23 protein-coding genes and 1 pseudogene are annotated in these 26,720 nt (G+C 62.5%); 14 read left to right on the forward strand and 10 right to left on the reverse strand.

The window, feature by feature from the left end; translation table 11 throughout:
* Positions 1–72: 72 nt before the first annotated feature.
* Positions 73–1,107 (forward strand): ferrochelatase, encoded by a 1,035-nt coding sequence (hemH, locus tag AC1DYF_RS15720; RefSeq protein WP_477877672.1) that lies wholly within the window; start codon positions 73–75, stop codon positions 1,105–1,107.
* On the opposite strand, the gene AC1DYF_RS15725 is transcribed toward hemH, so the two are convergent.
* Entirely contained in the window at positions 1,104–1,883 is a 780-nt protein-coding gene (locus AC1DYF_RS15725; RefSeq protein ID WP_477877673.1) for an MBL fold metallo-hydrolase, read from the reverse strand. The genes hemH and AC1DYF_RS15725 overlap by 4 nt on opposite strands.
* A gap of 87 nt (positions 1,884–1,970) precedes the next feature.
* Here AC1DYF_RS15725 and AC1DYF_RS15730 point away from each other — a divergent pair, with 87 nt between their 5' ends.
* From AC1DYF_RS15730 to AC1DYF_RS15750, 5 genes are all read left to right on the forward strand, one after another.
* A complete protein-coding gene (locus AC1DYF_RS15730) occupies positions 1,971–2,924 on the forward strand; it encodes a GlxA family transcriptional regulator (RefSeq protein WP_477877674.1) in 954 nt (317 codons plus the stop codon).
* Between the two features lie 93 nt (positions 2,925–3,017).
* Positions 3,018–4,067 carry an SPFH domain-containing protein gene (locus AC1DYF_RS15735; RefSeq protein WP_477877675.1) on the forward strand — a complete coding sequence of 350 codons (1,050 nt, stop codon included), beginning with the start codon at positions 3,018–3,020 and terminating at the stop codon, positions 4,065–4,067.
* Positions 4,064–4,522 carry an NfeD family protein gene (locus AC1DYF_RS15740; RefSeq protein ID WP_477877676.1) on the forward strand — a complete coding sequence of 153 codons (459 nt, stop codon included), beginning with the start codon at positions 4,064–4,066 and terminating at the stop codon, positions 4,520–4,522. The genes AC1DYF_RS15735 and AC1DYF_RS15740 overlap by 4 nt, the downstream gene beginning before the upstream one ends.
* 72 nt (positions 4,523–4,594) lie before the next feature.
* Positions 4,595–4,954 (forward strand): DUF5675 family protein, encoded by a 360-nt coding sequence (locus AC1DYF_RS15745; RefSeq protein ID WP_477877677.1) that lies wholly within the window; start codon positions 4,595–4,597, stop codon positions 4,952–4,954.
* Positions 4,951–5,433, forward strand: coding sequence for a hypothetical protein (locus tag AC1DYF_RS15750; protein WP_477877678.1), 483 nt, complete (start codon positions 4,951–4,953; stop codon positions 5,431–5,433). Before AC1DYF_RS15745 ends, AC1DYF_RS15750 begins: the two co-directional genes overlap by 4 nt.
* Here AC1DYF_RS15750 and AC1DYF_RS15755 read toward each other — a convergent pair whose 3' ends face one another.
* Entirely contained in the window at positions 5,434–6,429 is a 996-nt protein-coding gene (locus AC1DYF_RS15755; protein ID WP_477877679.1) for a KpsF/GutQ family sugar-phosphate isomerase, read from the reverse strand.
* Positions 6,430–6,620: 191 nt separating this feature from the next.
* Here AC1DYF_RS15755 and AC1DYF_RS15760 point away from each other — a divergent pair, with 191 nt between their 5' ends.
* On the forward strand, positions 6,621–8,138 hold the full coding sequence (locus AC1DYF_RS15760) for an outer membrane beta-barrel protein (protein ID WP_477877680.1): 1,518 nt from the start codon (positions 6,621–6,623) through the stop codon (positions 8,136–8,138).
* 387 nt (positions 8,139–8,525) lie between these two features.
* Here AC1DYF_RS15760 and AC1DYF_RS15765 read toward each other — a convergent pair whose 3' ends face one another.
* Complete coding sequence (locus AC1DYF_RS15765; RefSeq protein ID WP_477877681.1) at positions 8,526–9,809, reverse strand: metal-dependent hydrolase family protein; 1,284 nt, start codon at positions 9,807–9,809, stop codon at positions 8,526–8,528.
* Positions 9,810–9,995: 186 nt separating this feature from the next.
* Between AC1DYF_RS15765 and AC1DYF_RS15770 the strand changes: the two genes are divergently transcribed.
* Positions 9,996–11,351, forward strand: coding sequence for a substrate-binding domain-containing protein (locus AC1DYF_RS15770; RefSeq protein WP_477877682.1), 1,356 nt, complete (start codon positions 9,996–9,998; stop codon positions 11,349–11,351).
* On the forward strand, positions 11,348–11,857 hold the full coding sequence (locus tag AC1DYF_RS15775) for a MarR family transcriptional regulator (protein ID WP_477877683.1): 510 nt from the start codon (positions 11,348–11,350) through the stop codon (positions 11,855–11,857). Before AC1DYF_RS15770 ends, AC1DYF_RS15775 begins: the two co-directional genes overlap by 4 nt.
* A gap of 298 nt (positions 11,858–12,155) precedes the next feature.
* On the opposite strand, the gene AC1DYF_RS15780 is transcribed toward AC1DYF_RS15775, so the two are convergent.
* From AC1DYF_RS15780 to AC1DYF_RS15800, 5 genes are all read right to left on the reverse strand, one after another.
* The gene (locus AC1DYF_RS15780) at positions 12,156–13,283 is read right to left on the reverse strand and encodes a substrate-binding domain-containing protein (RefSeq protein WP_477877684.1); all 1,128 of its coding nucleotides are present in this window, start codon (positions 13,281–13,283) and stop codon (positions 12,156–12,158) included.
* Positions 13,284–13,353: 70 nt separating this feature from the next.
* A complete protein-coding gene (locus AC1DYF_RS15785; RefSeq protein WP_477877685.1) occupies positions 13,354–14,346 on the reverse strand; it encodes an ABC transporter permease in 993 nt (330 codons plus the stop codon).
* Positions 14,343–15,326 carry an ABC transporter permease gene (locus AC1DYF_RS15790; protein WP_477877686.1) on the reverse strand — a complete coding sequence of 328 codons (984 nt, stop codon included), beginning with the start codon at positions 15,324–15,326 and terminating at the stop codon, positions 14,343–14,345. Before AC1DYF_RS15790 ends, AC1DYF_RS15785 begins: the two co-directional genes overlap by 4 nt.
* Positions 15,323–16,837 (reverse strand): sugar ABC transporter ATP-binding protein, encoded by a 1,515-nt coding sequence (locus tag AC1DYF_RS15795; RefSeq protein ID WP_477877687.1) that lies wholly within the window; start codon positions 16,835–16,837, stop codon positions 15,323–15,325. Before AC1DYF_RS15795 ends, AC1DYF_RS15790 begins: the two co-directional genes overlap by 4 nt.
* A complete protein-coding gene (locus AC1DYF_RS15800) occupies positions 16,834–17,685 on the reverse strand; it encodes a sugar phosphate isomerase/epimerase family protein (RefSeq protein ID WP_477877688.1) in 852 nt (283 codons plus the stop codon). Before AC1DYF_RS15800 ends, AC1DYF_RS15795 begins: the two co-directional genes overlap by 4 nt.
* A 325-nt stretch (positions 17,686–18,010) precedes the next feature.
* On the opposite strand from AC1DYF_RS15800, the gene tehA reads away from it, so the two are divergent.
* The 5 genes from tehA to AC1DYF_RS15825 all read left to right on the forward strand — a co-directional run bounded on the left by tehA (position 18,011) and on the right by AC1DYF_RS15825 (position 23,815).
* A complete protein-coding gene (gene tehA, locus AC1DYF_RS15805; RefSeq protein WP_477877689.1) occupies positions 18,011–19,000 on the forward strand; it encodes a dicarboxylate transporter/tellurite-resistance protein TehA in 990 nt (329 codons plus the stop codon).
* Positions 19,001–19,060: 60 nt separating this feature from the next.
* Positions 19,061–19,801 (forward strand): SDR family oxidoreductase, encoded by a 741-nt coding sequence (locus AC1DYF_RS15810; protein WP_477877690.1) that lies wholly within the window; start codon positions 19,061–19,063, stop codon positions 19,799–19,801.
* Between the two features lie 150 nt (positions 19,802–19,951).
* Positions 19,952–20,410, forward strand: a complete 459-nt coding sequence (locus tag AC1DYF_RS15815) for a hypothetical protein (protein ID WP_477877691.1) — start codon at positions 19,952–19,954, stop codon at positions 20,408–20,410.
* Between the two features lie 217 nt (positions 20,411–20,627).
* Entirely contained in the window at positions 20,628–21,848 is a 1,221-nt protein-coding gene (locus tag AC1DYF_RS15820) for an efflux RND transporter periplasmic adaptor subunit (protein WP_477877692.1), read from the forward strand.
* Between the two features lie 2 nt (positions 21,849–21,850).
* Entirely contained in the window at positions 21,851–23,815 is a 1,965-nt protein-coding gene (locus AC1DYF_RS15825; protein ID WP_477877693.1) for a MacB family efflux pump subunit, read from the forward strand.
* Between the two features lie 35 nt (positions 23,816–23,850).
* Here the strand turns inward: AC1DYF_RS15825 and AC1DYF_RS15830 are convergent.
* Positions 23,851–24,817: pseudogene (locus AC1DYF_RS15830) on the reverse strand (PAS domain-containing protein); the annotation flags it as partial.
* A gap of 222 nt (positions 24,818–25,039) precedes the next feature.
* Complete coding sequence (gene ggt, locus AC1DYF_RS15835; protein ID WP_477877694.1) at positions 25,040–26,626, reverse strand: gamma-glutamyltransferase; 1,587 nt, start codon at positions 26,624–26,626, stop codon at positions 25,040–25,042.
* Between the last annotated feature and the right edge of the window lie 94 nt (positions 26,627–26,720).

A 26,720-nucleotide genomic window follows, 5' to 3' on the forward strand; every position in this document is an offset into this window, starting at 1 on the left:
CTTTTCTATATCCGGGGCGGCATCATCCGCGCTGCGGCGTTGCGCGTAGAACAAAGAAAAACAGGACCGATCATGACCATTGCAGCAGCGCAGCTCCCCACCGGCCATCCGTCGGTGACATCCGGCAAAGTCGGTGTGCTSYTCGTCAATCTCGGCACGCCAGATGGCACCGACTATGCCTCGATGCGCCGCTATCTCAAGGAATTCCTGATGGATCGCCGGGTGATCGAATGGTCGCCGTGGAAATGGTATCCGATCCTGTTCGGCATCGTCTTGAACCGCCGCCCGCAAAAAGTCGGCAAGGCCTATGAGACGATCTGGAACAAGGAGAAGGACGAGAGCTATCTGCGCACCTATACGCGGGCGCAGGCCGAGAAAATGGCTGAACGGCTCGCGGATTTCCCCAATGTCGTCATCGATTGGGGCATGCGCTACGGCAATCCGTCGATCGCCGAACGGCTCGATGCGCTCAAGGCCCAGGGCTGCGACCGCATCCTGATCTTCCCGCTCTATCCGCAATATGCCGCAGCCACGACGGCGACCGTCAACGACAAGGCCTTCGACGCACTGCAAAAAATGCGCTGGCAGCCGGCGATCCGCACGGTGCCCCCCTACCATGACCATCCGGCCTATATCGAAGCGCTGGCCAATTCGATCACCAATCACCTGGCGACGCTCGACTGGCAGCCGGACCTGGTGATCGCCTCGTTCCACGGCATTCCGCAGAGCTATTTCGACAAGGGCGACCCCTATTACTGCCATTGCCAGAAGACCGCCCGGCTGCTGCGCCAGCGGCTCGGCTGGGACGAGAAGAAGCTGATGCTGACCTTCCAGTCGCGCTTCGGACCGGAAGAATGGCTGAAACCCTATACCGACAAGACCATCGAGGCTTTGCCGGCTGAGGGTGTCAAACGCTTGGCCGTCTTCAATCCGGGCTTCGTCTCGGACTGCCTGGAAACCCTGGAAGAAATCGGCGAACAGGCCAGGGAATCCTTCCTCCACCATGGCGGCGAGAAGTTCACCCACATCCCCTGCCTCAACGACAGCGACGATGGGATGAACGTGCTCGAAGCCCAGGTCCGGCGCGAACTGCTGGGCTGGATCTAGCCGAGGATCGTGCGATCGCCCGGCTTGATTGTCCGGATGCGATGGCCGAGACCGAGCGCGCCGAACACGCCCGCGACTTCCTCGGCGGCCTGGGTGAAATGCGCCCAGCCTTCCGTATGAACCGGGATAATCAATGACTGCGGAAAGGCATTGGCCGTGTCGAGCAGGTCATTGGCCGACATGGTGAGATCGATCGGACCGCGAACCCGCGCCGCCCCGGCGAATGCGAGGACAAAGCCCGGCGAAAACCGCCGCGCCACCTCGGCCACGCCCTCGTAATAGACCGTGTCGCCCGTCACATAGAGCGACGGCAACGAGCCGTCCACCGTCTCGAGCACAAACCCGGTGACATCGCCGGTCACCGGCTCGATGCCCGCAGGTCCGTGACGGCAGGGTGTCGCGGTGATCCGCACCTCAGTGCCATCGGCTGCGTGAAACGTCTCGGTCTCCCAGACGGCGAGACCACGGGCATTGCCCTGAAGACGGCCGGCGCCGACTGGCGTGGTCAGCACGACGGGCACGGTTTCGGAAAATTCCCGCCCATGGTCATCGAGATTATCAGCATGCTGGTCATGGCTCAGCAGCACCGCGTCGACTTTGCCCAGTGCCTCTGGCGTAAGAGCAGGGTCTGCGGTTTTCTTGAGCGTTACACCATTGCGGGGATATTCGTGGCCGCTGTGATCGAAAGTCGGATCGGTGAGAAACCGCAATCCACCATACTCGACCAGCACCGTCGGACCGCCGACCAATGTGAGCGCTACTTCCTTGTCTGGCATTTTCGCCTCCTTTGCTGTATTTGCGCCAGAAACTACGCCATGCTATAAAAGACGCAATTGGCAAATAAGCCATTTATGGAGGCATTCTTGCCAAAGCCGATTCCTGTTTCTATTCTCTTTCACGCTGGCACCCAACCAGGCTTTGCCATGCTCGCGGCCTCCATCTTTCGCCTCGGCAACCGTCATTCAGGCGCCACCGTCTTCGATATCCGGCTCGTCGGCACCGGCAACAGGTTCGAATGGGAGGACGGCACGATCAAGCTGCAGCCGATCGAGAATATGGGCAGCGGCTACCTGATCATCCCGCCGATGGACTCCGCGCGCCTGCTGCAGGACTTTGACATCCCCGAGCTCGATTTGCTGCGCCAATCGGCTGACGCGGGAGCCACGATTGCCAGTGCCTGTCTGGGCGCATTCCTCCCGGCCGCCGCCGGCCTGCTTGACAGCCGCGAGGCGACGACACACTGGAACTACGTGGACTTTGCCACGCGCACCTACCCCGCAGTGCGCTGGAACACACGAGAAATGCTGGTCGACCATGGCGATGTCATCACGGCCGGCGGCCTGCTGTCGATCGTCGATCTCTGCCTGCACATCGTCCGAAAGACGCAAGGTGGCGCGCTGGCGCAACGTCTTGGCCAGACATTGCTGGCCGACACGATCCGCCAGAAGCAGTCGGTCTACGCCACCAAGCTGGTGGCGGCGCCGAGAGATGCGACTATCTTCGAAGCGCTCGAACGGGAAATGGACCGGCGCGGCGGCGGCGGCCTCACCGTCCCCGATATGGCGACCTTCTGCAATATGAGCCTGCGCAGCTTCCAGCGCCGTTTCCAGGACAATTACGGCGTCACGCCGATCAAGTTCCTGCAACTGCGGCGGATCGAAGCCGCAAAGACGATGCTGGCGCAAAAGCAGCTGTCGCTCGACACGGTCGCCGAACGCGCCGGCTTTTCCGACATGGCCTTCTTCCGCGCCGTGTTTTCACGCGAGACGGGCATGACGCCGGGTCAGTACCGGCGCAACATGGTCGAATCCGGGTAATTGAAGGACGCAGCCTCTTGCAAATAAAGCGCGCCACTCCAACGTTCTATGTTACGAACAAGCATGAATTTCGCAACGAGGGAGCGCGCGAAAATGGATTCCTTTTCCGGCATGGACTGGGCGGTTGTCGCCATAGTCGTTCTGGTGATTTTGACACTGTTTGCCGGCATCAAGACCGTGCCGCAGGGCTATAACTATACCGTAGAACGCTTCAAGCGCTATACCAAGACCCTGCATCCCGGCCTCAACCTGATCATCCCCTTCATCGACTCGATCGGCGCCAAGCTCAACATGATGGAGCAGGTGCTCGACGTCCCCACCCAGGAAGTGATCACCAGGGACAATGCCAGCGTCAAAGCCGATGCCGTCGCCTTCTACCAGGTGCTGAATGCGCCGCAGGCCGCCTACCAGATCTCCAACCTCAACCAGGCGCTGCTCAACCTGACCATGACCAATATCCGCTCGGTCATGGGCTCGATGGACCTCGACGAACTGCTCTCCAACCGCGACACGATCAATGAGCGGCTGCTCAGGACCGTCGATGAGGCGGCCAATCCCTGGGGCATCAAGATCACCCGCGTCGAAATCAAGGACATCACCCCACCGCAGAACCTGGTCGATTCGATGGCCCGGCAAATGAAGGCCGAACGCGAGAAGCGCGCCCAGGTGCTGGAAGCCGAAGGCCTGCGCAACTCGCAGATCCTGAAAGCCGAAGGCGCCAAGCAGGCCGCCATCCTCAAGGCCGAAGGCGAACGCGAAGCTGCCTTCCGCAATGCCGAAGCCCGCGAACGCCTGGCTGAGGCGGAAGCCAAGGCAACGATGATGGTCTCCGAAGCCATTGCCGCGGGCAATGTCCAGGCGCTCAACTATTTCGTGGCGCAAAGATATACCGAGGCGCTGACCGCCATCGGCTCGGCCAGCAATTCCAAGATCGTGCTGATGCCGATGGAGGCCGCTTCCCTGATCGGCTCGCTCGCCGGAATCGGCGCAATTGCCAAGGAAGTGTTCGGCGGCGGCGACACGCCGACCCCCACGCCCGCGCCGACCACCCGCAACAGCGGGTCGCGCTCGACCCCGATCGTCACCAACGCCAACCCCAACCCGTTCGTGTCGCCTTTCCAACCGGGAGGTAACCAGACATGATCCTCAATCTCATCCACGAATTCGGCGCCTGGAGCTGGCTGATCTTCGGCGTCGTCCTTCTGGTCGCCGAAATCCTCGTCCCAGGCAATTTCCTCGTCTGGGTCGGCCTCGCCGGGCTGGTCACCGGCGGCCTGTCGGTCGCCTTCTGGGGCGCAAGTTGGTGGAGCTGGGAGGTCCAGTGGATCGTCTTCGCGATCCTGTCGGTGATCAGCGTCTTCATCGGCCGCCGCTGGCTGATCCGTTCCAACGCTCGGACTGACGAGCCGCTGCTCAACGACCGTGGCGCGACGCTGATCGGCCGCACCGCCAATCTCATCGACCCGATCGTCAACGGCCATGGCCGCGTCAAGATCGGCGACACCGTCTGGATGGTCAACGGTCCCGACCTGCCGCTCGGCTCCAAGGTCAGGGTGGTGGGCAGCCGTGGCAGCGGGCTGATGGTCGAGGCGATGTGACAGTGTTCCCGTGGTAACCGCGCCGGCAACTTGCTCGGACCAGTATAGCGACAGCGAGAACTGGAGGAGCAAATGACGTGGACCTATAGTCAGAAATCAGGCGAGATGAAACAGGGAACGAAACTGGTCGGAACCGGATATTCCGGGACCGGACAAGGGCGAAACAATCCGGACATGCAGAATGTCCGCAATGTCGGCCCGGTTCCGCAGGGCACCTACGCGATCAGCGCCCCCTATGACACCAAGACGCATGGGCCGCATGTCATGGCGCTGACCCCGAGCGCCGACACCAACACATTCGGCCGATCGGAATTCCTCATCCACGGCGACAATTCCAAGCACGATGCCTCGGAAGGCTGCATCATCCTCGGTCCATCCATACGGCACAGGATTTCGGGCTCCAAGGATCAAACGCTGAAGGTCACGGCATGATCATCGCGCTACGCACTGCAATCCTGCTGGCACTGGCTGCAGTGCCGCTGATGGCAGCGGAAAGGACTGCGGAGCAGATTGCAGCCGATATCGACAGGAACGGACCGGTCAAGCTCGTCGCCACTTTGTCGTCCACTGCGCCGCAAGATTGGCAGCATGTGCTCGACGCGATCGCGACCGGCAACAAATCCTGGCTTGATATTGCCGCCCGGCTGCGGCCCGGAACCGATGCCGGGACCGGAGAAGACCTGGTCGGCGCGGTCGCGGCGGCGCTGAAGGTCAATCCGGATGCCGTGCTGCCCATGATCGGCCCGGCCTTTCCCATGGATGAGGTCTGCACCGTGCCGCTGATCGAGCCGAGCCCGGAACAGCTGGCCCAATGGAAGAAGGCCGCTCTCCAGGCACTTGCCAAAGCCAAAGGCGACACGAAGATCATTCGCCAATGCAGCGACAGCATCGCCGCGGTCTCCGCGCAGTAACTACGCCACGCCAATCCTGAGCWGGTCGTGGAAATGCACCACCCCGACCGGGCGCTTGTCCTCGTCGGTAACGATCAGCGCCGAAATCGTGTACTGGTTGAGCAGCCCCATGGCGCTAGTGGCGAGCATATCGCCATGCACGAATTTGGGGCTATGGGTCATGATGTCCTCGACCTTCATCTCGACAAGGTTCTTGCCGAGCCGCCGGGCAATATCGCCATCCGTCACGATCCCCACCAGCACGCCGTCATCATCGACGACGCCGACACAGCCAAAGCGCTTTTGAGTCAGCGTCATGACCGCGTCGGGCACGCTTGTACCCAGCAATACGACCGGCACGCTGTCGCCGGTATGCATGACCTCACGCACATGCGACAGCGTCGCCCCCAGCTTGCCGCCGGGATGGAAGGTCTTGAAATCCAGTGCGGTGAAGCCGCGTGCTTCCAGCAGTGCCACGGCGAGCGCATCGCCCATAGCAAGCGTGATCAATGTCGACGTCGTCGGCGCCAGCCCATGCGGGCAGGCCTCATCCACCTTCGGCAGGCAGAGCACGATATCGGCGGCACGCGCCAGCGTCGAATCCTTGCCCGAGGTGATGGCGATCAGTGGAATGGAAAAACGCCTGGAATAGGCGATGATCGCCTGCAGTTCCGTCGTCTCGCCGCCCCAGGAAATCGCGATGATCGCGTCGTGCACGGTGATCATGCCGAGGTCACCGTGACTGGCCTCGACCGGATGGACGAAGAAAGCCGGCGTGCCGGTCGAGGCGAGCGTCGCCGCGATCTTGGTGCCGACATGACCGCTCTTGCCGACGCCGGTGACGACCACACGGCCCGGCAATTTGACGAGGCGTTCCACCGCCTCTTCGAAGGGCCTCGACAGACCATTGCCGAGCGCGCGCTCAAGCTCGGCCAACCCGGCCTTCTCGTATTTTATCGTCCGGATCGCCGACCGGGCGGCGTCGCTTTGGGGGAGTTTCAGCACATTTTCTGTCATTGGCCCGATTTACTCTTTAATGGGGCGATGTCCAGACCGGAAATCCGTCACATCGCGCGCCCTCGCCGCCACCTTCAACCGGATGAAATCGCCTGATTTGTGGCTTGGCGCGGCACTTTGAAAGGAATGATTAACCTTGCTCCTTTACCAATGGGTAATGATTTGAAACAGCTGTGACCGGCCGGCCGAGCATGAAAAACCGTCGTCTCAACGCCAAACTCGTTTCGGCAGGCCTGTCGGCGGCCGTACTGGCGGCATTGCTCACGGCCGGGCATGCGGCGGCGCAATCGGCGACGCCGACAGATACCGGCGCATCGAACCGGCTCAACCAGCCGCTGACCGCCACGACACCGGATCAGCAGGCGCAGGATCCGAACAACGACTCGACGGCGGACGATTCCGACACCGGCAATACCGACCGCAACGGCAGGCCCGGACAGGACGCGGTCACTTCGGCCGACCCCGATTTCGATCCGAGCGCCGATTTCAACGCCATTGCCGATGCGGCGACGCTGAAAGAACTGCGCCGCCAGAACATGCGCGACCAGAAGGTCGATGATAACAGGCCGCGCAAGGTCGATGACGGGCTGACACCGGGCATCCGGATGGGCTCCTTCATTCTCCGGCCGACAGTGTCGGAATCGATCAATACCGAGCGGACCGCGACGGGCAAGGATTCCGTCAACCGCACCTTCCTGCAGACCGGCCTCAAGGGCAGCCTGACATCGGACTGGGACGAGCACCAGCTCGATATCAACACCCAGGGCACCTGGCAGAAGACGCTGAGCGGCATCAGGCAGGACGATCCCGAAGGCTCCATCGATGCGGCGCTGAGGCTTGACATCACCGATGGCACCGCGGTCAACCTGAAGGCCGGCTATTCCGTCCAGCGCGAGGATATCAGCGCCGTCAACGCCATTTCCAACGCCACCAGCCAGTCGCTGGTCGATACGACGACGGCAACCGCCGAAATCGTCCGCAACCTCGGCCTCATCAGAGGCACTGCCGGTGTCGATTTCCAGCGGCAGACCTTTGGCGATGCCGAAGTGACGCCCGGCCAGTTCGTGTCGCAGGCCGACCGCAATGCCAATACCGTGACGCTGCGCGGCCGTATCGGCTACGAAGTCTCGGCCGCGATGATCCCCTTCATCCAGGCGTCCTATGCCCGCACGATCTATGACGAGCACAAGGACAGCCTCGGCTTCGTCCGCGACGCGCAGGTCTACGAATTGCGCAGCGGCGTCGAAACCGATTTCGGCGACAAGCTGCGCGGCGAACTGGCGGGCGGCTATGCCTTGGCGCAGTTCGACGATTCCCGGCTGAAATCAATCTCCGCCGCCACCCTGAACGGCAACGCGACCTGGTCGCCAGAGCGCGGCACCGACGTCAATTTCGGCCTGACGACCCTGATCGAACCATCGACCACGGCCGGCGCCAGCGGCGACATCGCCTATACCGCCAACGCGCTGATCACCCAGGACATTATCGACACGCTGAAGGGCCATGTCAGCACCGCCTTCACCATCCGCGACTATTCCGCCGCCGCCCAGGCCAACCAGAAAGTCTACGACCTCGGCGTCGGCCTGACCTGGGGCCTGTCCCGCTCACTGGATCTCAACGCCGACATCGCCTGGGAAAAGACCACCCAGCCCGGCACGCCGACGTCTAGCCAGTTGACGGCCGGCATGGGGTTGTCGCTGAAGCGGTGAGTGTGTCAGGGACGCGTTTTTCCGAGGCGGCTGAGAACTCGCTGCGCGATCCACATCATACTGACATTCGTTGACCAGCTTGCGGGCTAGGCTGCCCCATGGACATCAGAGCTGTCGCATATTGCGCAAAGACCCCGCCCCAACTTACGGGGTCGAGCCACTGGTCTCGACCCGTCCTTCGGACCCCCACAAGGGGGAGGGGCTTAACCCGCGGCTTCGCTGTGCCCCAATTGAGGCAAAGAGCGTGCCGCGCGTCTTCTCCCCCCTTGTGGGGGAGATGGCCGGCAGGCCAGAGAGGGTCTTTGCCACATGCGCAGACCCCGTCATAACACGCACCGACCCTACCGCCGCCGGCAGACTCGGCTGAACCATGAATCCTGACGCGAACTACTCCGCCGCCACCCACCGCACCTGCCGTTTCGCCTTGCGCGGATCGCGATGCATCGACCCGTCCTTCATGATCATCGAGAAATGGCTGGGTCCGACCAGCACCGACTGGTCCTTCAGCGGATCGCCATCGACCAGCAGCAGATCGGCCAGTGCGCCGGCCTTGACCACGCCGAGTTCACCCTTATGGCCCATCAGGTCGGCGCCGACGACCGTGGCGCAGCGTAGCGCCTCGACCGGTGAATAGCCGAAGAATTTGACGAAATGGCCGATGTCGCGCGCATTCTGGCCCATAGGCGTGACGGTGAAGCCATAATCGCCGCCGATCACCACACGCATGCCGCGCTTGCGCATCTGGTGATAGGTGGCGATCGTGTGTTCCAGCTTGCGCGGCAGGCCCATGCGCTCGACCACGGCCTTGGTCATGCCCACCACATCGCCCTCGAACACCGAATTGTGCACCAGGCCGAAGGCTGGGCCGACGATCACCCGGTCCTTGGCGGCTTCGAGCATGTCTAGCGCCTCCTCGTCGGCGAAATCGCAATGGTAGATGCAGTCCGCACCGGCCCTCAGCGCCCGCTTGACGGATTCGGCTGCGCGCGCATGCGTCGCCACACGCTTGCCGAAGTCGTGCGCGGTCTCGACGCCGGCGTTCAACTCTTCCTGGCTGATCGAAACCAGTTCCGCGCGGATATTGGAGGTGAATTCGTCACCGGAAACGTTGAACTTGATATTGTCGACGCCCTCGCGCACGCAAAGCCGCACCGCGCGGCGGATTTCGGCAACGCCATCGGCAATCATGCCGAAACCTTCGAAATTGCCATGGTTCTTGCGCTCGTCGCCAAGCCCGCCGGTGACCGTGATTTCCGGCCCCGCAGCCTTGTAGCGCGGCCCGGCAAGATAGCCGTCCTCGATCTCCTGGCGCACCACCACGTCGAGGCGAAGCTTTGCCGATGCCGCAGAATAGGCGGAGGTAAAGCCGCAATTGAGCAGCAGCGTCGCATTGCGCATCGTCTTCAGCAGATGTTCCTCCGGCGGGATTTCGCCGAGGTCCTGATTGCGGCTCGGATTGGTGAAGCTCAGATGGCAATGACCCTCGACCAGGCCGGGCATGAGGAACTGGCCGCCGCCGTCGATCACCTCCGCTGCATTTTCACGGGCGATCTGGTTGGCGCCGCGCGCAACCGTCTTGATCCGGTTACCCTCAACCAAAACCTCGCCGCGATAGGGTTCGTCGTCGATCGCATCCCAGACGGTGACATTGGTGAACAGATAGGCGGTCATGACGTTTCCTCCTCGATCGTCACGGGGAGAGCGGAGCAAGCCGCTCCCGATGACGGCGATGATAGGCAGCGAAAATGCCGTGTCCTACGGCCATGTTTTGCACCGAATCCGCTATTTGAGACAGACCGGTTGACTTGCAGAGCCCAAGCATCCTCTAATGAAAGGGTCCAAACGTTGGGAGGCGGCATGGGCCAATACCGCAATGGTATCGATGATGCGATCGCCTTGCTGCTGGCACTGGCGCAGCATAATGGTGAGGCAAGACTTACCGATCTCGCTGCCGAATGTGGCATTGCGCGCGCCAGTGCCTATCGGATTGCCCGCATCCTCGAAGAGGCCGGCTTGATCCTGCGCGCACGCGGCAGCCTGCGCATAGGCCCTGCCGCAGCGGCCTTCGCCACCCGGCCTGGCGCTCGCCCCTGCCCTCCCGCCGGTGGCAGCCATCGGCTGACCGAGTCCGAAAGGCTGCGCGAAAAACCGGAGGCGGGGCCGATCGCGCTCTCGGCACCGCATGTGCGCCACCGCGACGGTCGCTACCGCATCGGCTTTTCCAATGCCTCGCTCTCCAATCCGTGGCGCTATGCCCTGGTGCATAGCGCCGAATTCGCCGCCGCCCGGCTCGGCCGCGCTGTCGACCGGTTCACCGTGCGCCACGCCAATGAAGATGGCTTGCAGCAGGCTGCCGACATCGACGCCTTCATCGCCGAGGGTGTCGACGGCCTGCTGGTCAGCGCCGCCGTGCCGGATATCGTGGCGCCCGCCGTTGGGCGCGCCATGGCGGCCGGCATCGCCGTCGTGCTTGTCGACCGCGGCGTGACCGAAGATGTCCCCTATCTGAGCTTCGTCTGTGCCGACGATGCCGGTATCGGCCGTCTCTCGGCGATCTGGCTCGGCGAACGCCTGGCTGGTCAAGGCCCCGTGCTGATGCTGCCCGGCCATTCCGAGGCCGAGCCGGCGCGCAAGCGGCTTGCCGCAGCCCTGTCGGCCTTCGCCAATTTCCCTGAAATCCAGCTTCTGCCCGTCGAATGGACCGGCTGGGACCGCGAACGGGCACGCGACATCGTCCGCGACCATCTTTCGCGCGCCACCCCGATTTCGGGCGTCTGGTGCGACAGCGGCCTGCAAGGTGTCGGCTCGTTGCAGGCGTTCAACGATTTCGCCACGTCGCGCGGCGAATTTCCGCCGCATACCGGCGGCGACCTCAACTTCGCCTACAAGCTCGCCATCCGTCACCAGGTGCAGCTTGCCGCGGTCGACTATCCCGCATCCATGGGCTTTCGCGCCATGGAGATCCTCCATGCCTCACTGCAGGGGCAATGGGTGCCGAAACGCGTCGACGTGCCGCTCTATGTCGCGATCACCAAGGGTGCGGCGACGCGCTCGCTGAAGCCCGATGCCTGGGTCGAGGATCGCGTACGCTGGGATCTGCCGGATGATCTCGTCTTCCATTCGGGCCTTGGCGAGGGCTACAATCCCCGCGCCTTCCGCGTCCACTATCCCGGCAACAGCTATAATCGTTCGGCGACGAGGTCCTGGCAATGAGCGTCGAGGAAACCCAGGGCGTCGCATCGCTGGCGCGCATCCTGGCCGAACTCAGCCGGGACGACAGCACCAGTGTCATGGACCTGGCCGAAAAGGCGGATGTGTCGCGCAGCACCGCCTTCGACATCGTACGGCGCCTGTCGGACGCCCAGCTCATTCGCCGCCGCCTCGACGGCGCGATCACGGCTGGCCCGGCGGCCATAACACTCGGCTTCGCCGCCTTCGGCATCGCCCCGCTTGCCGGCCCGGCTGAGACATTGCTCGCCTGGCTGCATGAGCGTAGCGATGCCTTTACCGAGCTTGTGGTGGGCGACACAGCGATCATCGCTTTCGGCAAGCCGCAGTATGAGATGCATCTCGATGCCGCGATCTCGGATGCGACCGGGGTTGATCGTGCCCGGTTGCGGCTCGCCTGGCGTCCGCATACGAGCCTGACCGAGCGGCAGCGGATTGCCGTGGATTTTGAGCGAGTTCGGCAGACGCTGGAACAGCATCTGGCGAGGTGAGCTTGTGGCACCCTACCTCTCCCCTTGCGGGAGAGGATAGCAAGGCCGGGTGAACGCAGTGAACCCTTGGCCGCGCTTGGTGAGGGGTAATGTGACGGAGTTTTCACCCCTCACCAACTTCGACCAAGGGTTCGCTTACGCTCACCCGGTCTTCGCATCCTCTCCCGCAAGGGGCGAGGAAAACCCGCGGCGGCCCCTTGCCCCAAATGAAGTTGGCGCCGTGCGGCGCCATTTCTTCTCGAACCAGTGGGCGCGAAAAGGGCGCCTCACGGCGCCCCTCGCAGTCCGCCAGTCAATCTTACTTATGCATCCACGCCGCCGGATAGTTCGGCATGTTCTCGCAGCCGCAGAATGCATAATGCAGCGGCGGCATCGAGGTGTTGACATATTTGTCGAGCGTGTCCTGGGTGATGGCCGGTTGCGGCAGGATCCATTCCGGGCCGGGCACCGGCTCGCCCTTCAGCACGTGCAGGGCGGCAATGATCGCCGTGCGCCACTGATAGGTCGGATAGGTCGGCGCGATGGCGTTGAGCTTCAGCTCCTTCCACTTCTGCAGATAATCCTGCTGATCCTCGCCAACGAAGACCGGCACGTCGTTGCCGCTGTCCTGGAAGGCTTCGATCGCCGCAACCGAGGTGGCGCCGGCATCCATCCACACCGCGTCGATCTTGCCGCGCTGCAGATAATCCTCGACGATCGACTTGGTCTTGGCATTGTCGCCATCGGTGAATTCGGCGCCGACAATCTTCATGCCCGCTTCCGTCAGGATTCGCTTACCGGCAGCATAGCGGTTTTCAAGAACATCGACGCCGGGCAGGATGCGCAGCATCAGCACATTGCTGCCCTTTGGCACCTTGCTGACGATGTAGTCGGCCCCGAGGATGCCGAAGGCGTAGCCGCCGATCGGATGCACGAAGGTGATCGGGCAGGTCGTGGTCACGCCGCGGTCGAAGACGATGACCGGCAGCTTGGCGCAGGCCTTTTCGACGGCCGGCGTCAGGGCTGCCGTGGTGTTCGGCGCAACGATCAGCAGGCTGCACTTGCCGCCGTTCAAGAGGTCGTTGATATCGGCGATCTGCTTCTCATCCGAGCCTTGCGCATCGACATGGATCAGTTCCTTGATATCCGAATGCAGCTTCACCTCCTGCTGCATGTCGGTATAGCCGACGACGCGCCAGGGATTGTTCACGCCGGCATTCGAGAAGCAGATGGTGTAAGGCCCATCCTTCTTGAATTTCGACGTGTCCTTCATGCCGTCGACCAGATATTGCTCCCAGGGCTTGCCTTCCGGCCCCATGGGCTTGACTTTCAGGAGTTCGCGCTGGCGGGCGAATTCCTTCGGATCGTCGAAATTGGGTGCCTGGGCGAAGGCATTGGTGACCAATGTCAGCCCCATCGTGAGTGCGAGAAAGAGTAGTTTCTTCATCAGTTCCTCCCTTTGGTTTCGATGACTCCATCCGCATGGCAAACCTCCCGCCATGCGAAATTCGTGCGGCCTAGCGGCCGGTATGCTTGCGCCTGTTCATGGCAAGCGCCACGGCGGCGATCAGGATCACCCCCTGCACCACCTGCCGCACCGGCTGCGGCAGGCCGATAAAATTGAGCAGCGTGAAGATCGCCGTCAGCGTCAGCGCACCGGCAATCGTCGCCGACACCGAGCCGCGCCCGCCGAGCAATTGCGCACCGCCGAGCACCGCCGCCGTGATTGCCTGCAATTCCCAGCCCTTGCCGACATCCGTCGACACGCCGGCAAAGCCGCCGAGCAGGATGCCGGTGATGACAGCAGTCAGCGACGAGATGACGAAGGCGAGAATGCGGACGCGATTGACCGGCACGCCGGCCAGCTGTGCCGCGCGCGGATTGTCGCCGATCGCATGGATCATCCGCCCGAGATTGGTGCGATGCATCAGCCAGTAGAGCGCGAAACAAACGACGAAGAGCACGATGATCGCCACCGGCAGGATGCGGATGACCGGCAGACCGGTGAAATTGTAGCGCCCGAACCAGCGAAAGCTGTCGGCGAGATAGCCACGCGGCGAACCGCCCGACCACATGAAGGCGACGCCATTGAGCGTGATCATCATGCCCAATGTGGCGATCAGCGACGGCACTTTCAGGTAACAGACGACGAGGCCGTTGATCAGGCCAACCGCTGCGCCGACGGCAAACATGACCGCAATCACCCAGACCGTCGTCTCGACATCCGTGCCGAGCAGCATGGACGAGCCGACCACGACCAGCGTCATCAACGAGCCCTGGGAAAGGTCGAAACCGCCCGAGACCAGCACATAGAGCTGCCCGAGAGCCAGGATCGCGATCGGTGCGCCGCGCTTGATGAAGTTCATGTAGCCGCCCGGCTGCGCGAAGCTCGGATTGTAGACGATGATCGCGACAATCAGCGCGGCAAGCACGAAATAGATCGGATTGACCTGCGGCAGGCTGAATTTGCGCCTGGGCTTTTCGGTATGTGCAAAGGCCTGGTCCGTCATGCCACCAGCCTCTTCGAACGCACCGCATAGAAGGCAACGGCGGCAATGATGATGATGCCGCGCAGCACCTGCTTGGCGAAGGCATCGACGCCCGCGAGATTGAAGATCGAATCGATCAGCGAGAAGATCAGCACGCCGGCAATCGTCCCCCAGATGCCGCCACGCCCACCGGCGAGAATCGTGCCGCCAATGACCACGACCGCAATCGACTGCAGGTCATAGACGCCGTCGGCGCCGACCCAGGGCGCGCCTGAGCGCAGGCGGCTGGCGAGATAGAGCCCGGYCACGGCCGCCGACAGCGAACAGATGAGATGTGCCGCCAGAAAGATACGGCTGGTCTTGATGCCGGCCAGCCGCGCCGCATCCGGATTGCCGCCGACCGAATAGATGTTGGAGCCGAACGGCGTGAAGCGCAGCACGAACCAGGCCAGCACGACGAGGGCCGCGAGGAAGATCAGCCCATAGGGGACGCCGCCGAGTCCCCCATAGGCGAGAGCCTGGAACTCCTCCGGCACGGAACCGGTGAAATTCGACACGAAGGCCGAGAGAATGCCCTGAATGATCAGGCTGGTGCCGAGCGTGGCGATCAGCGGATTGACCTCGAAGCGCACGACGATGACGCCATTGACCACGCCGACGATCGCACCGACCGCCAGCACGGCGAGGATCGCCGGAATGGTCATCGCCGGATCACCGTTCATCACCACGGATGTCAGCACGGCAGCCGCCGAGATCAGGCTGGCGACCGAGAGATCGATCGAGCCGAGCAGGATGACGAATGTCTGCCCCACCGCCGTGATGCCAAGCGTGATCGAGCGGTCGCCGATGGAGATCAGGTTATTGACGGTGAGATATTGCGTCTGGTCCGTCGCGACCGCGATCACGACGTAGATGACGAGCGCGATCGCCAGCAGCAAAGCCGGCGCCCAGCGCTCGAAGCGCAGGCCGGGCTTGGCGGGGGAAAGGCTGATGTCGGTCATGCCGCCACCTCGCTTTCGCCGGTCGCCGCCAGCATGATCTCGTGCTCGGCCGGCCCGTGCGGGAATTCGGCGACGATCGTGCCAGCGCGCATCACCAGCACCCGGTCGGCGGCGCCGATGACTTCGGGCAGGTCTGAAGAGACCATCATGATCGCGGTGCCCTGGCGCGCCAGATCGCGCATCAGGTGGTAGATGCCTGCCTTGGCCTTGACGTCGATGCCGCGCGTCGGCTCGATGAAGATCAACACCTTGGGTTTCAGCGCCAGCCAGCGGGCAAGGATCGCCTTCTGCTGGTTGCCGCCGGAGAGGAATTTGATATCCTGCTCATAGGAGGCGGCGCGCACCTCCATCTGGTCGAGCAGCTCGTCCATGCCGTCGAGCGACACATCGCTATTGGCCTTGTGCGTCGCCGCCAGATTGCCGAAGGCGCGCGCGGTCAGCATGCCGTTGTCGCGCACCGACTGCATCAGCACCAGCGCTTCGGCCTTGCGGTCGCCGGGCAGCAGGCCGAGGCCAGCGCGGATGGCATCACGCGGCGACGTGAATGTGACTTCGGCCCCGTTCAGCATCACGCGGCCGGACGTGAATGGCGTGTGGCCGAACAACGCCATGGCAAGTGCTGCACGCCCCGCCCCCTGGATGCCGGCAAAGCCGACAATCTCGCCGGCCCGCAGGTCGAGATTGATGTTGCGCAGGCTGGCATTGCCGCCATTGCGCACCGATAGCACCACCGCGCCCACTTCCTCGCGCGTCGCCGGCGGCGCATAGAAATCGGCGATATCGCGGCCAACCATGGCGCGCACGATGGCCTCGGGCCGCGGTGGCGTATCGAAGCGGGCGGCGACCTCGCCATCCTTCAGCACCGTCACCCGGTCGGCGAGCCGCGTCACCTCGCGCATGCGATGGGTGATGTAGATGATCGCCGTACCGTGCTGCCTGAGCTTGTCGATGGTCTGGAACAGCACCTCGCATTCCGCCTCGTTGAGCGCCGCCGTCGGCTCGTCCATGACGACGACGCGCGCATCGAGCGAAATCGCCTTGGCGATCTCGACCATCTGCTGTGTCGCGACATCGAGATCGGCAACCAGCGCATCGGGCGACACCCGGGCGCCGGCGCCGAACAGGTCGAGCACCCGCCGGGTCTCGGCGCGCATGGCGGCATTGTCGAGCACCAGGCCCTTGCGGATCTCGCGGCCGAGAAAGACGTTCTGCGCCACCGTGCGTTCGGGCAGCAGCGAGAATTCCTGGTAGATCACCGAAATGCCGGCTCTCAGCGCCTCGACCGGATGCCGGAAGGCCACCTTTTGGCCATTGAGCACGATGTCGCCCTGGTCGGGTCGGTAGACGCCCGAGAGAATCTTGATCAGCGTCGATTTGCCGGCGCCGTTTTCGCCGACCAGCGCATGCACTTCGCCGGCATGGACGGTGAAGCCCACATCATCCAGCGCCCGGACACCCGGAAACGCCTTGGAAATATGCGCCATTTCGATGACCGGAGTGCCATCCGTCATGCCGCCTTCTCCCAGCCATTGCGGACAAAGCGGATCGATTCCGAATACAGCGTATCGAAATCCGGAAACAGCGGCCGCCAGACGCGTGTCGCCGCGGCAAGCTCCGGCAGGCCGGAACCAAAAGCCTCGATGGTGATCCAGCCGTCATAGCCGATGCGCCGAAGCGTCGAGAAAATCTCGCCGAAATCGATATGGCCGCGCCCCGGAATGCCGCGATCGTTCTCCGACACATGCACCATGCCGATATGGCCGCTGATCGACTCGATCGCCGCCCGCTGGCTGCGTTCCTCGATATTGGCGTGGAACGTGTCATACATGATGCGGAAGGCTTTATTTTCGACACGACTTACATAAGAGCGCGCCTGTTCCATCGTGTTGAGGAAATAGGTCTCAAACCGGTTGAGCTGTTCGAGGCTGATAAAGAGACCGTTCGCATCGGCACGCTCGGCCATGCGGCGATGCGCATCCGCCCCATAATTGAGCTCATCCTCGGTCGGCCCAACCCCTGTGAAATACCCGATCGGCGCATGAAACGGACCGCCAACGCTTTCGGCACCGAGCGCAATGGCACAGTCCAGCGCCCAATCAAGATGCGCAATGCCTGCCTTGCGGACAGCGGCATCGGACGAGACGGGATTGGCATCCGGCGACGGGATCACCGAGGTCGTCGTACGGCGCAGGCCGATGCCGTCGAGCTCGTTAGCGAGCCACGCATAATGCTGCGGATCGCCGCGCAACACCGGTATCTCCACCCCGTCATAGCCGAGCTCCTTGAGCCGCCGGATGTCGGCCAGATGGGCCTTCTGGACGAACCCCGTGAGGCACAGCAAATTGATGCCGACCTGCATTTCCTCTCCCTTTTTATTTGCTAGGAGTATTTTTGATCCGCAGACACTCCGCAACAATGAAACCTCTGCCGCAATCCGGCATTTGAGACAGCCAGGCGATGCGCCAGACGGCCCTCCTTCCGTCGCCCGACCGATCGAAGAATATTTACCATCGTTTTTCAGGCTTTTAACTTGAGCACCCGGACGCCTGCCAAATAATTGGACGCGCGGTTAAGTCTCTGCTCACCTCGCCGCACGCCATCTCGCATCGCGAAAATTCGCTTGACCGGTCATCGGGTGACGCTAGGAAATGATCCGATCTGCAGGTGAATTTCGGGGGGATGGGATGGCTGCCGGTATCAAACTACCACTTGTTCCCGCGAGCTTCTTCGGCATGGTGCTCGGCATTGTCGGGCTGGGCGGWTCGTGGCGCGCGGCGACGAAGGTCTGGCCCCTGCCCCCGGCGATCGGCGAGACAATCATCCTCGTCGGCGTGCTGGTATGGCTCATCCTGCTTTCCCTGTTCGTGGCGAAATGGATCGTCGCCAAACAGGATGCGTTCGAGGAAGTCGCCCATCCGGTTTTCTGCTGTTTCATCGGCCTCGCCGGCGTCTCGACCATGCTCTCGGCCGGCGCCGTCCTGCCCTATTCCCATATCGGTGCGAAAATCCTGTTCGGGGTCGGCGCGATCTTCACGATGCTGTTTGCGGTGTGGCGAACAGGCGGCCTGTGGCAGGGAGGACGAGAACCTGCCTCTACCACAGCGGTGCTTTACCTTCCCTCGGTTGCCGGCAGTTTCGTCGCGGCGATCGTCGTCTCAGCGCTCGGAATGGCAAACTGGGGCGAGCTTTTCTTCGGCGCCGGCGTGCTGAGCTGGCTGGCGGTGGAATCCGTGCTGGTGCAGCGGCTCTACGCCGTCACTCTGCCGCCGCCGCTCCGCCCGACGCTGGGCATCCAACTCGCCCCGCCGGCGGTCGGCGCGGTGGCCTATCTCAGCGCCTATTCCGGTCCGCCGGACATTATTGCCCATATGCTGGTCGGCTACGGCGTGCTGCAGGTGCTGATCATGCTGAGACTGCTGCCGTGGATCCTCGAAGGCGGCTTTTCGCTGGGCTTCTGGGCCTTCACCTTCGGCATCACTGCGCTCTCCACCGCTACGCTCAGACTCGTCGAACGCGGCGACAGCGGTCCCGTTGCCCTGCTTGCGCCGATCCTCTTCGTCTTCGCCAATGTCGTTGTTGCTTTGATCACCGCTTGCACGATCTATCAATTGGCGACCGGCCGCGTGCCGCTCAAATGGTGGTCGCCCGGCCTGCCGCAGCCGCAACAGAATTGAGGCCTTCCAACCTGCCCCAAAAACGCTAAGGTCGCGCGGTTCGAATCTCGGGAGAAGAAAATGAAAATCGCATTGGTGACCGGCGCCGGCAGCGGCCTCGGCAAGGTCGTATCGCTGAAGCTTGTTTCGGATGGCTATCACGTCATTCTCGTCGGACGTGGCCGCGACAATCTCGAGGCGACCGCCGCGAAAGCGCAAGCGGGCAACACCACGGTCATTCCCTGCGATGTCAGCGACCCCGCCTCGGTCGACCGGCTGTTTGCCGAGATCAACGAACGCTTCGGCCGCCTCGACGTCGTCTTCAACAATGCCGGCATCACCGCACCGGGCGTTCTGCTCGACGAACTCGCCGTCGACGACTGGATGCGCGTCATCGGCACCAATCTCAACGGCGTCTTCCTGATCGCCCGCGGCGCCTTCGCCATCATGCGGAAACAGGATCCGCAGGGCGGCCGGATCATCAACAACGGCTCGATCTCGGCGCATGTGCCGCGCCCGAACTCGATCGCCTATACCGCCTCCAAACATGCCGTGACCGGCATCACCCGCTCTATCGCGCTCGACGGCCGGCCGTTCAACATCGTCTGCGGTCAGATCGACATCGGCAATGCCGCCACCGACATGGCCGCATCGCTGGGCCAGGGCGCACGCCAGCCGGACGGTTCGATCAAGGCCGAGCCGCTGATGGATGCGGCGCATGTCGCCGATGCTGTCTCTTACATGGCAGCCCTGCCGCTCAATACCAATGTGCAGTTTATGACGGTGATGGCTTCGAGCATGCCCTATATCGGTCGGGGGTAAGACCGCTAGCCACCGCATGTCGCCCGAAAGGGGTGCGTGGCTTCAAGCGACGTGCGCAAAAACAAAAAGCCGGATCGTCAGGCCGGTGAAGAGATTTGAAAGACCCCAATAGCTGCTGGTGATTGAATGCATGCGAGGACTGAGGCCGCATTGGAAGAACTCCGACAGGTGGAGTGGTTCCGCAATGTTGGGGTTCAAGATAAGGAGACGGCGGAAGTTCTCAATTCCTGGGAGGAAGCAATCAAACATTGCGGCTCGCTGGAATGGGAGAACTTATGCCTGGAAGCGGTTAATCAATATCGGGCCAGATTACTCGAACGATCTCTGGATGAATACCGGAGATGGAACGACATCGCTGTTGCGGTAAAGCCAGTTGTTGAGGCGCTTGTCCGTGAAAAAACGCGTCGCGTGGTGGCTGAAAATAATCTGCCAAAAGTGTTCGTGGACACCGTGAATTGGGATATCCTCCACCTGTGCATAGAGGGTGAATTTGCTGATGTCTATCCGCCTGGGTTCTATGCTAGCCAGGCTTACTGGTACATGAGCGGACACTTCCCATGCGGCTGGCGCGGCACCTTTCCCAAAGAGGGAAATCGTATCGTCTACTGAGCAGATGCCATGCGATAACGGGAGCAGTTCTGGCGATCATAGGTAACCCGCCGTTCCAGGGCGTATCACCCAAATCCATGGTCATGCGAAGCGCTTCAGCAGGCAGGCCTGCGGCATTTTTGCAGTGCAATACTTCTTTACATTCGCGCAATGACCGCGAAACAAGCAGATGCTATTGATCAAGCATGTCCTCGCATAGCCTCCGCTGGCCCACCGAATGAAAAGATTTTTCAAATATCTGGTCCTCCTTCTCATCGTGTTGGCTCTCGGCGGAGGCGGATTTCTGTGGTACCGCCACCGCCATGCCGCTGATCCGCTCGCGGGCGTGATCACCGCCGAGGCCGAGCGCGGCGATATCGAACTGGCAGTGCTGGCAACCGGCGCGCTGCGGCCCGCCAAGATGGTCGCGGTTGGCGCGCAGGTTTCGGGCCGCATCACCGCGCTCAACGTCAAGCTCGGCCAGACGGTCAAGGCCGGCGACCTGATTGCCCAGATCGACAGCTTACCGCAGCAGAATGCGCTCAAGACCGCCAATGCAGCGCTCGCCAATGTCCAGGCGCAATTGCAGGAAAAGCAGGCGAGCCTCGTCTATGCGAAGGAAGCGTTGAAACGCGCCCAGACGGCGTTCGACACCCATGCGACATCGCAGGATGCCGTGCAATCCGCCCAAACCACCGTGCTCACCACGGAAGCACAGATTTCTGCCCTCAATGCCGAGATCGTCGAAGCCCAGATCGGCGTGCAGACGGCAAACATCAATCTGCAATATACGAAGGTGACTGCACCGATGGACGGCACCGTGCTGCTGATCCAAGCCCAACAGGGCCAGACGCTCAATGCGGTTCAGTCGACGCCGACCATTGTCGTGCTCGGCCGGATCGACCAGATGACCGTGCGGGCAGAGATCTCCGAAGCCGATGTGACCAAGGTCAAGCCAGGCCAACCCGTCTATTTCACCGTGCTCGGCGACCCTTCGAAACAGTTCGAGGGCAAGCTTGAAAGCGTCGATCCCGCCCCGGATGACTTGCGTTCTGATACCGAGATCGCGACGACCACCACCGCCGCGTCAAGCTCATCGGATTCGACTTCGGCAGCCGTTTACTACTATGGCCGTTTCGACGTGCCGAACCCCGACAATTTCCTCAAGACTTATATGACCGCGGAAGTCCATATCGTGCTCGGCCAGGCGAAAAACGCAGTCATCATCCCTTCCACCGCCATCCGCACCAGCCCGAAGAGCGGCAAGACCTTCGTTGAGGTGATCGGCAACGATGGCAAAGTCGAGCGCCGCGCCGTCGAAGTCGGCCTCGACGACAAGGTGCGCGCCGAGATCAAATCGGGCCTCGATGCAGGCGAGCGTGTCGTCTCCAGCCGCAGTTCCGGCAACTTCGTCGGCACCAATTTCATGCGCCGCCGACCCGGACCGATGGGGCTCTGAGCATGAGCGAACCGGTCATCCGCCTCGATGGCGTCGAGCGCACTTACGGCACGGGCGAGGCAGCGCTCACTGTGCTCCATGATGTCCATCTCGATATCGAGGCCGGGGAAATGGTGGCGATCATCGGTCCCTCCGGTTCCGGCAAGTCGACGCTGATGAACATTCTCGGCTGCCTCGACCGGCCGACGCGCGGCGATTACCGCATCGATGGCCGCTCGACCTCGTCGCTCGATCCGGACGAACTGGCAGCACTCCGGCGCGAGCATTTCGGCTTCATCTTCCAGCGCTATCACCTGCTGCCGGAACTGACGGCGCTCAGCAATGTCGAGCTTCCCGCCATCTATTCCGGGCTCGGCACCGACACGCGCCGCGACCGGGCCGCCGCCCTGCTCGGTCGGCTCGGCATGGCTGAGCGCCTCACCCATCGGCCGGGAGAGCTCTCCGGCGGCCAGCAGCAGCGCGTCTCGATCGCCCGGGCGCTGATCAACGGCGCCGATGTCATCCTCGCCGACGAGCCCACCGGCGCGCTCGACAGCCATACAGGCGAGGAAATGCTGAAAATCCTCGCTGAACTCAATGCCGATGGACACACCATCGTCATCGTCACCCATGACATGAGCGTCGCCCGCCGCGCCCGGCGGATCGTCGAGATCGCCGATGGCCGGATCACCGCCGACTATCCGGTGCCGGAACAGACGGAAGCGGCAGCCGACGACGCTCTGTCCGAAAAGGAATCCGGCCGCAAGAAGCGCCGTATCAGCGCCGCCATCGGCCGTTTCGGCGAGGCAGTGCGCATGGCGCTGATCGCCATGAACACCCATCGGCTGCGCACGGTGCTGACCATGCTCGGCATTATTATCGGCATCGCCTCCGTCGTTGCCGTTGTCGCACTCGGCACCGGCTCGCAGCAGCAGGTGCTCGCCAACATTTCCCAGCTCGGTTCCAACACGCTCGAAATTTTCCCGGGCAAGGATTTCGGCGACGTCCGCTCCGGCAAGGTCGAGACGCTGGTTCTGGCCGATGCCGAAGCGCTCGCCGAACAGCCGTTTGCCGCCGGCGTGACGCCCACCGTCACCGGCCAGCGCACGCTGAGACTCGGCTCGACGGAGGCCAATGCGCTGGTCAACGGCGTCGGTGCCGATTTCTTCGCCGTTCGCAACGCCCAGCTGGCCGAGGGCCGTTTCTTCGACAAATCCGGTATCGACGACATGTCACAGGAAGTCGTCATCGACGACAACACCCGCACCACCCTGTTTCCCGACAAGACCGAGAGCCCGATCGGAAAAGTGATCCTGATCGGCAATGTGCCGAGCCAGATCATCGGCGTCACCGCGGCGCAATCCACCGGCTTCGGCGCCAGCGGCAATCTCAACGTCTACCTGCCCTATACGACCGTGCAGGCCCGCTTCCTCGGCAGCCCGTCGCTGCGCTCGATCCTGCTCAAGGTCGACGACAATACCGATACGACGCTGGCCGAAGAGGCGACGACGGATTTTCTCCAGGCGCGCCACAAGACCAAGGATTTCTTCATCCTCAACACCGACGACATCCGCAAGACGATCACCAGCACAACGGAAACGCTGACGCTACTGGTGGCGGCAATCGCCGTGATCTCGCTGATCGTCGGCGGCATCGGCGTGATGAACATCATGCTGGTCTCGGTGTCCGAACGCGTGCAGGAGATCGGCGTGCGCATGGCGGTCGGCGCGCGGCGCAGCGATATCCTGCAACAGTTCCTGACCGAAGCCGTGCTCGTCTGCGGCATCGGCGGCGGCATGGGCGTGCTGGCGGCACTCGGCGTCGGCGCCGGCTTCAGCCTGGCAACCGACAAGCTCTCCTTTGTCTATTCGTCGGCATCGATCGTCTGGGCCTTCTGCGTCTCGACCATGATCGGCATCGTCTTCGGCTACCTGCCGGCGCGCAATGCGTCGAGGCTGGACCCGGTCGTGGCGCTGGCGAGAGCCTAGGTCTCCCCGCAAGGGCTATGATACGCGGGTGAAAGCGACGAGAAGACGCGGCTATGCAGCCGCGTCGGCCACATCATGCTTGCCGAGATATTCGAGATGGGCCTCCGCCCGCTTACGCGCGGTGATGTCGGTCAGCGCCACCAGCACCAGCGACCAATCATGCTCGGAGCCGGGGAGGACAGAGAGTTGCAGCAGCACGTAGCGTTCTGAACCGTCGAGCGCATAATTCACCACCTCGCGATGGTGCAGGAGATTGCCGTTCCACAGGTCGATCAACTGCTCGCGGAAATGCTGCTCCATGTCGTCGCGGAAGACTTCGGATATCTGCCTCAGCAGCGTCCTGCGGTCCGGCGCGCAGAACAGGTCGAGCGTCGCCCGATTGACGTCGATGACCCGGATCTCGCTCATGCATTTGCGGACGAATTCCGGATGCACGTCGGTGAAGGCGCGGAAGTCGGTGATGCCGCGAAGGCGGACATCATCCATCAGGATCTTGACCTCGCTGAAATCCTCGACCCAGAGCGACACCGGCGAATGTTCGAATAGTCCCTCGGCGTAGCGACGGTTTGCATTTTCCTTGCGCAGGGATTCCTCGCGGACCGTGACGTCTTCCGTCGTCAGCAGAAATCGGCCGAGCGTCTTCTCATAACCTGGCAGCGCGGTGGCTTTCAGCTGGATATCGAGCCTGCGGCCGGAAAGGCTATAATTGACCGCATCGCTGGAAAATTCCGATCTGCCGTCCCAAAGCTGCGCCAGTTCCAGGATGAGGTTTTCCAGCATGTCATCGCGAAAGACTTTTGCGAGATTGGCGACAAGATGCTCGCGGCTGTCGGCCTCGTACAGTTCCAGCGTCTTGGCATTGACGTCGATGACCCTGATCTGCCGGGAACAGGCCACGACTCGTTCCATGTCCTCTTCCAGGAAGGCTATTATGTCCTCGACACCCTCGCTCCGCCAGCTGTCGAACAGCGCCTTGACCCCGCTGAGATCCTCGATCCACATGGGAACGGGGGCCAGCTCGAAAATGTCATTCTGAAAAGCATCCGAGGTCACGGGTCATCTCGCTGTCATCGGGCTGCCCGATTGCAACCCTCGGCGAACCGCCTCGCCGCGCGGAAACCTTAGGAAAAAATCCTTAACCGCGACTTGATGACCGGTGGAAAGCCGGCAAATCATCTGGAAAATACGCAATCAACATAAGCACTTACTTATATTGACCGACTCTCAGTAGCCGATCGCGCAGCCATCCTTGCGCGGGTCCGAGGCGCCGGTCAGCGTGCCCTTCTCCCAGTCGATCAGCACGGTCTGGCCGCCGCCCAGCGGCTCGGGCGTGGTCGTGACCGAATGACCCCGCCTTTGCAGGCCTTCGACTACCGATGCCGCCACGCCGCGCTCCGCCTCGACCATGCCGTTCTGGTAATAGACGCGCGGCGCATCGATGGCCTGTTGCGGGTCCATGGCGAAATCGACGAGATTGGTGACCAGATGCACATGCCCGAACGGCTGGTAGCCGCCGCCCATCACGCCAAACGGCATCATCACCCGCCCGTTTTTTACCGCCATGCCAGGCATGATCGTGTGCATCGGCCGCTTGCTAGGGGCAATCGCATTTGGATGGCCCTCGATCAGCCGGAAGCTGCTGCCGCGGTTCTGTAGGACCACGCCGCTCTTCGGCCCGACCACACCGCTGCCGAAGGACATATAGATTGAGTTGATGAAAGACACCGCATTGCGATCGGCATCGACCACCGAGATGTAGACGGTATCGCTTGGCCTGAGGGGCACCGGCGGCAGGTCGGTCATGGCGCGATCCGAGCTGATCGCCGACCGCAGCCGCGCTGCATAATCCATCGACAGCAGGTCGGCGACCGGCACATGCACCTTGTCCTGGTCGCCGAAATAGGTGTCGCGGTCGCGATAAGCGAGCCGGCCGGCTTCGAGTTCCAGATGCAGCCGCCCGGCGCCATCCGGATCGAGCGAGCCGAGATCGAAGCCAGACAGGATATTGAGCATGATCAGCGCCGTCAGGCCCTGATTGTTGGGCGGCATCTGATAGATGTCATGGCCGCGATAATGTGTGCTGATCGGCTGCACATAATCGCCGCGTGCCGCGGCGAAATCCTCAAGCGTGTGCAGCCCGCCCAGCGCTTTGAGCCGCGAGACCAGATCCTCGGCGACAGCGCCTTCATAAAAACCTGAACGGCCCTTAGCCGCGATGGTTTTCAACGTTGCCGCCAGTTCAGGCTGCACATGCCTGTCGCCCGACCGGAACGCTGCCCCGTCCTTGAGATAGATGCGCGCCGCCGCCTCGTCGCCGGCGAGCAGATCCACTTTCTCGGCCCAGTCGAAAGCGACGCGGTCATGCACGACATAGCCCTGCTCGGCATAGCGGATGGCGGGCGCCAGCGCCGCATCGATGCCCTTGCGACCATGGTCATTGAGCAGCCGGCACCAGGCGTCGATAGCGCCGGGAATGGTCACCGCATGCGGCCCGGATTCGGGGATGGCCTCAAAACCTCGCTCGCGGTACCAGTCGAGCGTCGCTGCTGCCGGCGACCGGCCCGAACCGTTGAACGCAACCACATTGCCTTCGCCCTTCGGCGCATAAAGCACAAAGCAATCGCCGCCGATGCCGGTCGATTGCGGCTCGACGACGCATTGCACGGCCGCGGCAGTCACCGCCGCATCCATAGCGTTGCCGCCGGAACGCAGCATGTCGATTGCCGCCAGCGTTGCAAGCGGGTGGGAGGTTGCCGCCATCGCACCGGTGGCGCGGACGGGGGAACGGCCGGGAAACTGAAAATCGCGCATGGGAAATCTATCGATTGCGAGGGGACGGCATAGACGAAAGGATACTATCCGGCAGGTCCGAAGTTTTGCAACATAAACTGACAAAAGGCATCTT

It is taken from the genome of Rhizobium sp. P2_G9 (assembly GCF_056403475.1).